Raw genomic sequence first — 13,314 nt, forward strand, 5'->3', positions numbered from 1 at the left:
CGGCGCCCACCCGCGCCGACCCGACCGCGCCCGCCCCCGTACCCGCCGTACGTGCCGTACCCGCAAGGAGTCCGTACCCCATGACGTCCACGGTGCCCACCGCCGTCCAGCCCGCCGACGCGCAGCCCGCCGACGCCCAGCCGCCGATCACCATGTTCGGACCCGACTTCCCCTACGCGTACGACGACTACCTCGCGCACCCCGCCGGGCTCGGCCAGATACCCGCGACCGAGCACGGTGCCGAGGTCGCCGTCATCGGCGGCGGGCTCTCCGGCATCGCCGCCGCGTACGAGCTGATGAAGATGGGCCTGAAGCCCGTCGTGTACGAGGCCGACCGGATCGGCGGGCGGCTGCGTACGGTCGGCTTCGAGGGCTGCGATCCGGAACTGACCGCCGAGATGGGCGCGATGCGCTTCCCGCCCTCCTCCACCGCGCTGCGGCACTACATCGATCTGGTGGGTCTGGAGACCAGGGCGTTCCCCAACCCACTGGCCCCCGGCACCCCGTCGACCGTCGTCGATCTCAAGGGCGAGTCCCACTACGCGAAGACCGTGGACGATCTGCCACCGGTCTACCGCGAGGTGATGGACGCCTGGACCACCTGTCTGGAGGAGGGCGCGGACTTCTCCGACATGAACCGCGCCCTGCGCGAGCGCGATGTGCCGCGGATCCGGGAGATCTGGGCGCGGCTGGTCGAGAAGCTCGACAATCAGACTTTCTACGGGTTCCTCTGCGACTCCCCGGCCTTCAAGTCCTTCCGCCACCGGGAGATCTTCGGCCAGGTCGGCTTCGGCACCGGCGGCTGGGACACCGACTTCCCCAACTCCATTCTGGAGATCCTGCGGGTCGTCTACACGGAGGCCGACGATCACCACCGCTCCATCGTCGGCGGCAGTCAGCAACTCCCGCTGCGGCTGTGGGAGGACGAGCCCCGGAAGATCACGCACTGGCCGGCCGGTACGTCGCTGTCGTCCCTGCACGAGGGGACGCCGCTGCCGGCCGTGACCCGGCTGCACCGCACCTCGGGCAACCGGATCACCGTCACGGACGCCTCCGGCCGGATCCGTACCTACCGCGCCGCGATCTTCACCGCGCAGTCGTGGCTGCTGCTCTCCAAGATCGCCTGCGACGACTCGCTCTTCCCGATCGACCACTGGACGGCGATGGAGCGCACCCACTACATGGAGTCGTCCAAGCTGTTCGTGCCGGTGGACCGGCCGTTCTGGCTGGATCCGGCCGTGGACGACCGGGGTGTGCCGACCGGGCGCGACACGATGTCCATGACGCTCACCGACCGGATGACGCGGGGCACCTATCTGCTGGACAACGGCCCCGACCGGCCCGCCGTCATCTGTCTCTCGTACACGTGGTGCGACGACAGTCTCAAGTGGCTGCCGCTCTCCGCCGAGGAGCGGATGGAGGTCATGCTGAACTCGCTGCGCGAGATCTATCCCAAGGTGGACATCCGCAAGCATCTGATCGGCAGCCCCGTGACCGTCTCCTGGGAGAACGAGCCGTACTTCATGGGCGCGTTCAAGGCCAATCTGCCGGGGCACTACCGCTATCAGCGCCGGCTGTTCACCCACTTCATGCAGGACCGGCTGCCCGCCGACAAGCGGGGGATCTTCCTGGCGGGCGATGACATCTCGTGGACCGCGGGGTGGGCGGAGGGCGCCGTACAGACCGCGCTCAACGCGGTGTGGGGGGTGATGAGCCACTTCGGGGGTGCTACCGACGCCACGAACCCGGGGCCCGGAGATCTGTACGACGAGCTGGCGCCGGTCGAGCTGCCCGAGGACTGACGGTGACGGGGCGACGGGGCCCGCTCAGGGAGGGACGGTGCCCGCTCCCGGAGAGGGAACGGGCCTTGTCGCGGGCTCCGTCAGATGCCCGCCGCGCGTGCCTCCGCGTACACCTCGGCGGCCACGTCGGCCAGCTCCGCCGCGTCACGCGTCGTGGTCTGGAGGTCCAGCATGATCGCCGGTACCCCCGACTCGGCGTGCGCCGCCAGGTCTTCGACGATCTGCGCCACACTGCCCTGGAAGGGCCGCCGGCCCTCCCCTTCGAACGGCTTGGCGCTGTAGCTCGCGTTGGCGCGGGCGCAGGCGTCGAGCGGACGCTCCCGGCCGCGTTCGTCGGCCAGCTCCCGTACCTGCCGCCACTGCTCGGTCAGCTGCGCCGCGCCCATGGCCACGGGCACCCAGCCGTCCGCACGGTCCACCAGACGCCGGGTGGCGCGCGGGCTGCTCGCGGGCAGATAGACCGGGATGGGGCGGACCGGCTTGGGGCCGACCACGGACGGTGCGATGGTGGTCAGCTCACCCTCGTACGAGACCGGGTCCGGGCCCCAGACGGCCGCGCAGACGTCGAGGACCTCGTCCAGGACCGCGCCGCGCTTCTCGAACGGGGCGACGGACGCGGCGGCGTACTCGTCGAGCGACCAGCCTGTGCCGAGTCCGGCGATCACCCGCCCGCCGCTCGCGACATCGAGCGAGGCGAGCGAACGGGCCAGCTGGAACGGTACGTGCAGGGGCGCGACCAGGACGCTCGTGCCGAGCTGGGCCCGCTCGGTCGCGGCCGCGGCCAGCGCGAGGGTGATCAGCGGGTCGGCGACGCCCTGGTAGTAGTCGGGCCAGGGCAGCCCCGGTACGCCGTACAGTCCCTGGGTGGCGGGCTCGGGGAAGAGCACGCGTTCGAAGACCCAGAGACTCTCGTATCCGGCCTCCTCCGCGGCCCGCGCCACGGTGGCCACATCGCGGCCGATGTCGTACTGCTTCGTCTGCGGAAGGCCGAGACCGAGGGCGACCGGCATATGCGTACTCCTTCGTACGGACGGTGACGGTGGGAGAACCACCGTAGAGCACCGCCTTGTTGAGCGCTCAACCTTTGGAGCTCCGTACGGTATGGATCCGGCCGCCAGGGAGTCGGCATGCGGCGCGCCGCCAGACCGGCGGTCTCGTCCATCCGCTCGCTGAACTCCTCGGCCGGTGACGGGATGTCCCGTAGTGCCCACGGTACTCCGGCCGACGACCAGGCCGCCTCGGGGGCGCGGTCCGGGCCGGGCATCCCGGGAACGGGGGAGCGGGAGGCCGGATCGGCGGTGGTCTCGTCGCGGGGCACGTTGGCCGGATCGGATCGGTGTGGAGCGCGGGCGTAACTGGCGGTTTTCTGCCAGCAGTCGTTCCCATCCGTGAATCGTGCGCACTCCATTGTCAGCGATACCGGCCGCCTCTACGCTCGCACGGCCTCGTTCATGAATAACGTTCACGTACATGATAGGAGCGCCCAGTGAGCGGAACCACCAGATGGCGTCCGGCCGTTCTGATCGCCGTCCTGGCCACCGTCGCCGCCGTACTCGTCCCTGCCGCGTCCTCCGCGGCGTCCCCCTCCGCCGTGCCGTCCGTCGCGGACCGGTCCTCCGGCCGCCACCACGCGGGTCCCGTGGCCCCGCGGACCGTGGTGATCGACGGCAACCGGATGCGGCGGGCCCGTATCGCCCTCGACCGCGGCGACCCCGCCCTCCGCGCGACGGTCACGTCCCTTACCGCGCAAGCCGATTCCTGGCTCGACAAGGGGCCCTGGACCGTCACCGACAAGCCGAAGCCCGCCCCCAGCGGTGACCCGCACGACTACCTCAGCCAGGCCCCGTACTGGTGGCCGTCACAGCCGAAGACCGACGCCAACCCCTGGGGCTGTCCGTACGTCCAGCGCGACGGCGAGCGGAACCCCGAGGTCGACACCGGCACCGACCGCCCCGACATCGGCAAGGTCTTCAACTCCACCACCACGCTCAGCCTGGCCTGGTACTACACGGGCAAGAGGCAGTACGCGGAGCACGCGGCGCGGATTCTGCGCACCTGGTTCGTCGACCCCGCCACCCGGATGAACCCGAACCTCAACCACGGGCAGTTCATCCCCTGCAAGTACGACGGCCGCGCCATCGGCATTATCGACTTCTCCCAGCAGTACACCAGTGTCCTCGACGCCCTCGCGATCCTCGACAACGGGGCCCCGGGCTGGACCCGCGGCGACCGCGCGGGGATGCGCGCCTGGAACACCGAGTTCCTGGACTGGCTGGTCAACTCGCCCTTCGGCAAGGAGGAGTCGGCGGCCAAGAACAACCACGGCACGTTCATGGACATGCAGGTCGCCGGTCTCGCGCTCGCCACCGGTGACCGGAACCTCGCGCGGAAGATCGTCCTCGACGCCCGTTCCAAGCGCATCGACCCCCAGATCGCGGCCGACGGCAGCCAGCCCCAGGAACTGACGCGTACGCGCAGTTGGCACTACTCGACCTTCGATCTGGTCGCCTACACGCGTCTGGCCGCGATCGGTGAACAGGTCGGCGTGAACCTCTGGGCCTATGAGGGACCGCAGGGGCAGAGTCTGTTCAAGGCCATCGACTATCTGCTCCCGGCCGCGACCGGCGCGGCCCCCTGGCCGCACCCCGAGCTGGAGTTCAAGCGCTTCGCGGCGAGCGACATCGTCCACGCGGCGGCCGACGCGGGGGACCGCGCCGCGCGCGCCGCGGTCCCGCGCCTGGAGACGCCGCCGGGGGGTGACCTCTGGGCGCTGCGGCCCGCGGCGGAACAACTGGACTCGATCGCGGGCTGAGCCCCTGTCTTTATGGGGCTCGGTCCGCCTCCGGAGAGGTGGCAGCCGGCCCTCCGGGCGGACGGCGCTACTTCGAAGACCCGCCCTAGGCGTCGGGTGTCGGGGTGGCCGCGGTTTTGGTGGTGGGGTCGGCGGCGGTCGCCACGGTGCGGCGGTCGCCCGTGCGGAGCACCCCCGCCCCCACCATCAGGCCGCAGGCGAGCAGCGTCACCAGGCCGAAGGAGACCACGAGCGATGTCGCGTCCGCGACCGCGCCGATCGCCGAGGGGGCGATCAGCCCCGAGGTGTAGGTGATGGTGGCGACACCCGCGATGGCCTGGCTCGGATTGGGCCCCGCGCGGCCCGCCGCCGCGAAGGCGAGCGGGACGACCACGGCCACGCCGAGCCCGAGGAACGCGAACCCGCCCATGGCGACCACCGGTTGCGGCGCGGTGACCACCAGGAGGCCGCCCACCACGGCCAGCGCGCCGCCCGTCCGTACGGTCCGTACCGCGCCGAAGCGGTCGATCACCCGGTCGCCCACGAGCCGCGCCACCGCCATGGTGAGCGCGAAGGCCGTGGTCGACGCTGCCGCGACACCCGGTGAGGTGTCCAGTACGTCCCGGAGGTAGACCGCCGACCAGTCGAGGCTCGCGCCCTCCGCGAAGACCGCGCAGAACCCGATCGCGCCGATCAGCAGCGCGGACTTCGGCGGCAGCGCGAACCGCGGCGGCGGGTCCTCCTCGGGTGCGCTGCGCAGGTCGAGTACGCCCTGGCAGGCCACCAGGCCGAGCACCGTGAGCACGGTGGCGGCGAGCAGATGATGCAGCCGGGCGTCGCTGCCCAGATGGGCCGCGAGGGTTCCGGCGGCGGAGCCGATCAGCGCACCCGTGCTCCACATGCCGTGCAGACTCGACATGATCGACTTGTCGAGCCGGTTCTCGACCTCCACCCCGAGGGCGTTCATCACCACGTCGGAGAGGCCCGAGGCGGCGCCGTACACGAACAGGGCCGCGCACAGGGTGACGAGATTCGGTGCCAGCGACGGCAGGGTCAGCGCGAGTGTCCACAGGGCGAGCAGGACGCGCAGCGCGTTGCGCGAGCCGAAGCGGTGGCTGATCCCGCTCGCCAGCGGCATCGCGACGGACGCGCCGATCGCGGGGAAGGCGAGCGCGAGCCCCAGCTGTCCCGCGCTGATCCCGGCGTGATCCTGGATCCAGGGGATACGGGTGGCGAAGCTGCCGGTGACGGCTCCGTGTACGCAGAAGACAGCGGCGACGGCGAACCTGGCCCGCCGCAACCTCTGTTTGTCGTAGACCACTTCAGCCGACATCAAGCGTCCTGTCCCTCCCCTGAGAGGTGCCCGTACCCCGACCACCCGGTGACGCACCTTCGTCGGTGCCGGAGTAAATTATCAGGAACCCTGCCTGATAAATAGGCCTTAATAAGCTGGGCGTGCGTGGGCCGCTCCGGCGATCTGGAAGGATTCCGGTATGGCCGCGTCCCCGAGCACCGCCAGAGCCATCAACGACCGGCTCGCCCTGCGACTGCTTCAGCGGGAAGGCCCGTTGACGGCGGGACAGTTGAAGACGCTGACCGGGCTCTCCCGGCCCACCGTCGCCGATCTGGTGGAGCGGCTCCAGGACTCCGGGCTGGTCAGGGTGGTCGGCGAGACGGGCGACCGGCGTCGTGGCCCGAACGCGCGGCTGTACGGGATCGTCGCGGACCGTGCCCATCTCGCGGCCCTCGACGTACGGACCGACAGCGTCTCCGTGGTGGTCGCGGATCTGCTCGGCGAGACCCTCGCCGAGGCGGTACTGCCCATCGGCAGCGACACCGCCACGGAAGCCGCCGTCGAACGGGCCGTGGTGCTGCTGGAACGTACGGCGGGGAAGGCGGGCACCGTACCCCTGCACAGCGTGGGCATCGGCGCCCCGGGTCTGGTCGACCCGGTCTCCGGTGAACTCCGTGACTCCAGCGGACTGCCCGCCTGGCACCGCAGGCTTGTCGCCGTGCTCCAGGCACGGCTGCCCGCCAGGGTCCTCGTTGAGAACGAGACGAATCTCGCCGCGCTCGCGGAACAGCGCCTCGGCGCGGCCCGTGGCCAGGACACCTTCGTGCTGCTCTGGCTCGGCCACGGGGTGGGAGCGGCTGTCGTGCTCGACGGCAAGCTCCGCAGGGGTGCCTCGGGGGGAGCGGGCGAGATCGGTTTCCTGCCCGTGCCCGGTACGTCGCGACTGCCCTCGGCGGTCGCCTGTGACGGCGGTTTCCACACCCTGGCGGGCTCGGCCGGCGTCGCCGAACTCGCCGAGCGCTACGGCGTCTCGGCCGTCCCCGCGCCACAGGAACCGCCCTCCGCCGCGCTGGTACGCGCCGCGGTGAGAGCCGTCGGGGGAGCCTCGGTGGGCGAGGTCCGGTCCGCGGGTGCGTTTCTCGACGACCTCGCCGAGCGGCTCGCCCTCGGTGCCGCGGCGGTCAGCGCCGTACTCGACCCCGGCCGGATCGTGCTGGCCGGCGAGGCGGGCCACGCGGGCGGCGAGGTGCTGGCGGCCCGGGTCGAGGACCGGCTCGCCACGATGTCCCCGCTGCGTACGGAGGTCAGGGCCGGGGCGCTCGGTGGGGCGGCCGTCCTGCGCGGTGCCCTGCTGACGGCGCGGGAGGCGGCGCAGGACGAGCTGTTCGCCCCGCACGACGAGCCCCGGGCGCGGGTCCTGTGAGTCAGCCCACAACCCTCCCCCGGTTGCCCCACGAGCGGCCGTGGCAGACTGGTGGGGTACCAGTAGCAGCGCACTCCGGGGTCGGTGTAATTCCGAACCGGCGGTTATAGTCCGCGACCCGTCCGCAGCCAGCGGCCGGTTGACCAGGTGAGATTCCTGGACCGACGGTGAAAGTCCGGATGGGAGGCAGTGCGCGGCGGGTTCTCACAGGTACGCCGCCGTCGGCGGTTCGTCCTCGGACGAGCCGGATTCCCGTCCTCGGCGTTCCCCCGTGCGTTCCCGTTTCTCTGTCGTCATCGACAGGCCCCGGAGTCCGTGCCCGAAGAGGCAGGAGGACCCGGTGGCCACGGAATCCGACGTCGTGGGCGTCACCGACGTCATGGGCGACGCCGACGCCATGCGTCGCGCCATCGCGCTCGCCGCTCGTGGACTCGGTTCCACCAGCCCCAATCCGGTCGTCGGATGCGTGATCCTCGACGCGTCGGGACAGCTCGCCGGCGAGGGGTTCCACCGGCGCGCGGGCGGCCCGCACGCCGAGATCCACGCCCTGCGCGCGGCCGGTGAACGGGCCCGCGGCGGCACCGCGTACGTCACTCTCGAACCCTGCGCCCACACCGGCCGTACCGGACCCTGCGCCCAGGCGCTGATCGACGCCGGTGTCGCCGGGGTCAGTTACGCCGTCGCCGATCCGAACGCCCAGGCAGCGGGCGGCGCCGACACCCTGCGCGCGGCCGGACTCACCGTCAGCGGCGGGCTCCTCGGCGAGGAGGCCGAAGCGGGCAACGCCGCCTGGCTCACCTCCGTACGCCGCGGCCGCCCCTACGTCGTATGGAAGTACGCGGCCACGCTCGACGGCCGGATCGCCGCCGCCGACTCCACCAGCCGCTGGATCACCTCCGCCGAGGCACGCGCCGATGTCCACCGGCTGCGCGCCGAGTCCGACGCGGTCGTGGTCGGCTCGGGCACCGCGCGCGCCGACGATCCGCATCTCGCCGTACGCGGCGTCGAGGGCGCCGTCCAGCCGCTGAGGGTCGTCGTCGACACCGAGGCCACCGCCGTGAAGCCGGGCGCCCGGGTGCTCGACGGCGCGGCTCCCACCCTGATCGCGATCGCCGAGGACGCCGACGCGGGGGAGCTGCCCGAGGTCGTACGGCTGCCCCGGGCCGGCCGGGGTCTGGACATCCCCGCCCTGCTGGCCGCGCTGCACGAGCGCGGCGTCCGTTCCGTGCTCCTCGAAGGCGGCCCGGCCCTGGCCGGTTCCTTCGTGGCCGCGGGAGCCGTCGACAAGGTCGTCGGCTATCTCGCCCCCGTCCTGCTCGGCGCCGGACGTACGGCCCTCGGGGACGCCGGAATCACCACCATCGGCGAGGCGTTGCGACTCCGGATGACGGAGACCGTACGGATCGGCCCCGATCTGCGGATCACCGCCGTCCCCGAGCCCGGCCCCGGACCGGCACCCGCATCCGCACCCGCCATGAATGTCCCCAATGTCCCCACGCATATCCCCACGAGTGTCCCCATGAATGTCCCCACCACGAAGGAGCGTTGAGTGTTCACCGGAATCGTCGAAGAGCTGGGTGAGGTCACCGCCATCGAGAACCTCGGTGACTCCTCCCGCTTCCGCCTCCGCGGACCGGCCGTCACCGAGAACGCCAAGCACGGCGACTCGATCGCCGTCAACGGTGTCTGTCTCACGGTCGTGGACTTCGAGGACGGAGAGTTCACCGCCGATGTGATGGCCGAGACACTGAACCGCTCCAGCCTCGGCGCCCTGGCGACCGGCTCCCGGGTCAATCTGGAGCGGCCCGTGGCCGTCGGCGGCCGGCTCGGCGGACATATCGTCCAGGGCCATGTGGACGGCACCGGCACCGTCGTCGAACGCACCCCGTCGGAGCACTGGGAGCTGGTCAGGATCTCGCTCCCGCCGGCTCTGTCCCGGTATGTCGTCGAGAAGGGCTCGATCACCGTCGACGGGGTCAGCCTCACGGTCGTCGACGCGGGGCCCGACTACTTCACGATCAGCCTCATCCCCACCACCCTCGCCCTGACCACGCTCGGCATCAAGGGCCCCGGCGACCCCGTCAACCTCGAAGTCGACGTCCTCGCGAAATACGTCGAGCGGCTGCTCGGCGCCGGAGGCGGAACGGCCGACAAGGCCCAGCGGCCCGAGCGGACCCAGCACACCGAGCAGACCGAGCAGCCCGAGGAGTCGGATCGGTGAACACCCTGTCCTGGCTGAACGGTGAGGCCTTCGCGGCCTTCGGTCAGCACATCCTGTGGTCCGACATGATCGGCAACACCATTGGTCTGGCCGCCCTCACGCTCGGCTGGCGGCGCTCGATCTGGACCTGGCCCGCCCAGGTCCTGTCCGGCGTCATCCTGGTCGGTGCGTACGCCTCCGCCCATCTCAGCGGCGGTGTCGGCAAGCAACTGCTGGTCATCGGCGTGGCGTTGTGGGGCTGGCGCCAGTGGCAGCGCGGCAGGCGGCAGGCGCAGGACGGCTCGATCGCCATACGGTTCGCCTCCTGGCGCGAGCGCTGGGTGCTGCTGGGCGGTACGGCGCTGGGCACCCTGGCCGTCGGCGGTCTCTTCGTCGCCGTCCCCGAACTGTCCTGGAACCCCTGGCCCGACGCCTACATCTTCGTCGGCACGCTCGCCGCGATGGTCGCCCAGGCCCGTGGTCTGGTCGAGTTCTGGTTCGCCTGGCTGCTCGTGGACATCGTGGGCGTACCGCTCGCCTTCAGCAGCGGACTCGCCTTCTCCGGCCTCGTGTACGTCATCTACCTCGCCCTCGTCCTCTGGGGGATGCGCGACTGGTGGCTCCGTTCCCGCGCGAACACCCCGGCTCTGGAAGGAGCAGCAGCATGACCGCACTGCCGGCCCAGCCCACCTGGTACTCCACCGACGATGCCGAGGACCTCTCGCTCGACCCCGTGGAGCAGGCCGTACGCGATATCGCCGCCGGCCGCCCCGTCGTGGTGGTCGACGACGAGGACCGCGAGAACGAGGGCGATCTCGTCATCGCGGCCGAGATGGCCACCCCGGAGATCGTCGCCTTCATGATGAGAGAGTGCCGCGGACTGATCTGCGCCCCCATGGAGGGCCCGGAGCTGGACCGGCTCGAACTCCCGCAGATGGTCGGCCACAACACCGAATCGATGCGTACGGCCTTCACCGTCTCCGTCGACGCGTCGGCCGCCCATGGCGTCACCACCGGGATCTCCGCCGCCGACCGGGCCACCACCCTCCAACTGCTCGCCGGGGGTGACGCGGAGCCAGGCGACCTCGTCAGGCCGGGCCATGTCTTCCCGCTGCGCGCCAAGCCGGGCGGCGTGCTCGTACGCAACGGTCACACCGAGGCCGCCGTCGATCTGGCGCGCCTCGCCGGTCTGCGTCCGGCCGGCGCGATCGTGGAGATCGCGGGCGAGGACGGGGTGATGCTGCGGCTGCCCGAGCTGATCCCGTTCGCCCGCAAGCACGGGCTCACGATCATCTCCATCGAGGACCTGATCGCCTACCGCCGTACCGCGGAGCCCACGGTCCGCCGGGAGCCCACGGTCCGCCGCGAGGCGGAGGTACGCCTCCCCACCGCCCACGGTGAGTTCACCGCGTACGGCTACCGCTCCACGGTCGACGGCGTCGAGCATGTCGCCCTCGTCCACGGCGACATCGGTGACGGCGAGGACCTGCTCGTACGGGTCCACTCCGAATGCCTCACCGGCGACATCTTCGGCTCGCTGCGCTGTGACTGCGGCCCCCAGCTCCAGGCGTCCATGGAGCGGATCACCGAGGAGGGCCGCGGAGTCGTCGTCTATCTGCGCGGCCACGAGGGCCGGGGCATCGGGCTGCTGTCCAAGCTGCGCGCGTACGAGCTCCAGGAGCGCGGCCACGACACGCTGGACGCCAATCTCGAACTCGGCCTGCCCGCCGACGCCCGCGACTACGCGGCCGGCGCGCTGATCCTCGACGACCTCGGGGTCCGGGGGCTGCGGCTGATGACCAACAACCCCGAGAAGACGACGGCGCTCGTCCGGCACGGGCTGCGGGTCACCGGACGTGAGCCGATGCCCGTCCAGGCGGGGGAGCACAACCTCCGTTATCTGCGCACCAAGCGCGACCGGATGGGGCACGACCTGCCCTGGCTGGACGCGGCCACCGCGTCCACGTGCGACAACCAGTGACCACACCACCCCAACCACCCCAGAAGACCAGCAGCGAACAGCTTCGAGGAGAGACGTGAGCGGCAAGGGCGCACCCGAACTGAGTGTGAAGAACTGCGGTGACCTCCGGGTCGCCGTGATCGCGGCGCAGTGGCACGAGCAGATCATGGACGGCCTCGTGGACGGCGCCCTGCGGGCCCTGCGGGACCTGGGCATCGACGAGCCGACCCTGCTCCGGGTGCCGGGCAGCTTCGAGCTTCCGGTCGTCGCCAAGGTGCTGGCCGGCCGCGGCTATGACGCGGTCGTCGCCCTCGGCGTCGTCATCAGGGGCGGCACCCCGCACTTCGAGTATGTGTGCCAGGGCGTGACGCAGGGCCTCACCCAGGTCTCCGTCGACACGGGCGTTCCGATCGGCTTCGGTGTGCTGACCTGTGACACCGAGGAGCAGGCGCTCGACCGGGCCGGGCTTGAGGGCTCCCACGAGGACAAGGGGCACGAGGCGGTCACCGCCGCCGTCGCCACCGCGACCACCCTGCGCACGATCGCCGAACCCTGGCGCCAGGGGGCCACCTCCGGCCGCGTAAAGTGACCCTCACCATGTCCAAGAAGACGTTCGAGGAGCTTTTCACCGAGCTCCAGCAGAAGGCCGCCGAGGGCGACCCCGCCACCTCCCGCACCGCCGAGCTGGTGGGCAAGGGTGTCCATGCCATCGGCAAGAAGGTCGTCGAAGAGGCGGCCGAAGTATGGATGGCCGCCGAGTACGAGGGCAAGGAAGCCGCCGCCGAGGAGATCTCCCAGCTCCTCTACCACGTCCAGGTGATGATGGTCGCGCGCGGAATCTCCCTCGACGACGTGTACGCCCATCTCTGATACGCCCATCTCTGAGCACAGGCGTCCCGCTTCGTCCTGTATCAGTCTGTTTCACCCTGTTCCATACAGCCGTCCCTTCGCACAAAGGAATCCGACCTCATGCTGCGCATCGCCATTCCCAACAAGGGTTCACTCTCAGGACCTGCGTCGGCGATGCTCCATGAGGCCGGATACCAGCAGCGCAAGGAGTCCAAGGAACTCGTCCTGGTCGACCCGGACAACGAGGTGGAGTTCTTCTACCTCCGTCCGCGCGACATCGCCATCTATGTGAGCTCCGGCAAGCTCGACATCGGCATCACCGGCCGCGATCTGCTGCTGGACTCCGGCGCCAACGCGGAGGAGATCCTTCCGCTCGGCTTCGCGCGCTCCACCTTCCGCTACGCCACCAAGCCGGGCACCGCGGGCGGCGTCGCGGACTTCGGCGGGATGACCGTCGCCACCTCGTACGAGGGCATCGTCGCCAAGCACCTCGCGGACAGCGGCGTCGACGCCTCCGTCGTCCACCTGGACGGCGCGGTCGAGACCGCCATCGAGCTGGGCGTCGCCCAGGTCATCGCCGATGTGGTGGAGACCGGCACCTCGCTGCGCAACGCGGGCCTGGAAGTGGTCGGTGAGCCGATCATGACGTCGGAGGCGGTCGTCATCCGGCGCAGCGGCGCCGACGGCGAGGAGCCCAAGGTCCAGCAGTTCCTGCGCAGGCTCCAGGGCGTCCTCGTGGCCCGGACGTACGTGATGATGGACTACGACTGCCGCGCCGAACACCTGGAGCGCGCCGTCGCCCTCACCCCGGGCCTGGAGTCGCCGACCATCTCCCCGCTGCACAACGAGGGCTGGGTCGCCGTTCGCGCGATGGTCCCGTCCCGGGAGGCGCAGCGGATCATGGACGATCTGTACGCGCTGGGCGCCCGCGCCATCCTCACCACGGCCATCCACGCCTGCCGCCTCTGATCCCACGCCGTACGGCCCCCCCCGCA

At 71.0% G+C, this 13,314-nt stretch carries 12 protein-coding genes and 1 riboswitch; of the genes, 10 read left to right on the top strand and 2 right to left on the bottom strand.

The window, feature by feature from the left end:
* Window positions 1-80: 80 nt before the first annotated feature.
* Entirely contained in the window at window positions 81-1,802 is a 1,722-nt protein-coding gene (locus tag AB0M67_RS11660) for an NAD(P)/FAD-dependent oxidoreductase (protein ID WP_365745036.1), read from the top strand.
* Window positions 1,803-1,882: 80 nt separating this feature from the next.
* Here AB0M67_RS11660 and AB0M67_RS11665 read toward each other — a convergent pair whose 3' ends face one another.
* Entirely contained in the window at window positions 1,883-2,812 is a 930-nt protein-coding gene (locus tag AB0M67_RS11665) for a TIGR03619 family F420-dependent LLM class oxidoreductase (protein ID WP_365745038.1), read from the bottom strand.
* Between the two features lie 476 nt (window positions 2,813-3,288).
* Between AB0M67_RS11665 and AB0M67_RS11670 the strand changes: the two genes are divergently transcribed.
* Window positions 3,289-4,614, top strand: coding sequence for an alginate lyase family protein (locus AB0M67_RS11670; RefSeq protein ID WP_365745040.1), 1,326 nt, complete (start codon window positions 3,289-3,291; stop codon window positions 4,612-4,614).
* An 85-nt stretch (window positions 4,615-4,699) separates the two neighbouring features.
* Here AB0M67_RS11670 and AB0M67_RS11675 read toward each other — a convergent pair whose 3' ends face one another.
* The gene (locus AB0M67_RS11675; RefSeq protein WP_365745042.1) at window positions 4,700-5,926 is read right to left on the bottom strand and encodes an MFS transporter; all 1,227 of its coding nucleotides are present in this window, start codon (window positions 5,924-5,926) and stop codon (window positions 4,700-4,702) included.
* 160 nt (window positions 5,927-6,086) lie between these two features.
* Between AB0M67_RS11675 and AB0M67_RS11680 the strand changes: the two genes are divergently transcribed.
* From AB0M67_RS11680 to hisG, 8 genes are all read left to right on the top strand, one after another.
* Window positions 6,087-7,310 (top strand): ROK family transcriptional regulator, encoded by a 1,224-nt coding sequence (locus tag AB0M67_RS11680; protein ID WP_365745044.1) that lies wholly within the window; start codon window positions 6,087-6,089, stop codon window positions 7,308-7,310.
* Between the two features lie 66 nt (window positions 7,311-7,376).
* Window positions 7,377-7,507, top strand: a riboswitch (FMN riboswitch).
* A 182-nt stretch (window positions 7,508-7,689) separates the two neighbouring features.
* Window positions 7,690-8,859, top strand: a complete 1,170-nt coding sequence (gene ribD / locus AB0M67_RS11685; protein ID WP_365745185.1) for a bifunctional diaminohydroxyphosphoribosylaminopyrimidine deaminase/5-amino-6-(5-phosphoribosylamino)uracil reductase RibD — start codon at window positions 7,690-7,692, stop codon at window positions 8,857-8,859.
* On the top strand, window positions 8,860-9,531 hold the full coding sequence (locus AB0M67_RS11690) for a riboflavin synthase (RefSeq protein ID WP_365745046.1): 672 nt from the start codon (window positions 8,860-8,862) through the stop codon (window positions 9,529-9,531). It begins immediately after the preceding gene.
* A complete protein-coding gene (locus tag AB0M67_RS11695) occupies window positions 9,528-10,178 on the top strand; it encodes a nicotinamide mononucleotide transporter family protein (protein ID WP_365745048.1) in 651 nt (216 codons plus the stop codon). The genes AB0M67_RS11690 and AB0M67_RS11695 overlap by 4 nt, the downstream gene beginning before the upstream one ends.
* Window positions 10,175-11,491: a bifunctional 3,4-dihydroxy-2-butanone-4-phosphate synthase/GTP cyclohydrolase II gene (locus tag AB0M67_RS11700; RefSeq protein WP_365745050.1), complete on the top strand. Its 1,317-nt coding sequence runs from the start codon at window positions 10,175-10,177 to the stop codon at window positions 11,489-11,491. Before AB0M67_RS11695 ends, AB0M67_RS11700 begins: the two co-directional genes overlap by 4 nt.
* Before the next feature lie 55 nt (window positions 11,492-11,546).
* Window positions 11,547-12,059, top strand: a complete 513-nt coding sequence (ribH, locus tag AB0M67_RS11705; RefSeq protein WP_365745052.1) for a 6,7-dimethyl-8-ribityllumazine synthase — start codon at window positions 11,547-11,549, stop codon at window positions 12,057-12,059.
* An 8-nt stretch (window positions 12,060-12,067) separates the two neighbouring features.
* Window positions 12,068-12,340, top strand: coding sequence for a phosphoribosyl-ATP diphosphatase (locus tag AB0M67_RS11710; RefSeq protein ID WP_030355539.1), 273 nt, complete (start codon window positions 12,068-12,070; stop codon window positions 12,338-12,340).
* A 99-nt stretch (window positions 12,341-12,439) separates the two neighbouring features.
* Window positions 12,440-13,288 (top strand): ATP phosphoribosyltransferase, encoded by an 849-nt coding sequence (gene hisG, locus AB0M67_RS11715; protein WP_365745054.1) that lies wholly within the window; start codon window positions 12,440-12,442, stop codon window positions 13,286-13,288.
* The last annotated feature ends 26 nt before the right edge of the window (window positions 13,289-13,314 follow it).

This window comes from Streptomyces sp. NPDC051662 (genome assembly GCF_040681655.1).
In the GTDB taxonomy this organism is placed as follows: domain Bacteria; phylum Actinomycetota; class Actinomycetes; order Streptomycetales; family Streptomycetaceae; genus Streptomyces.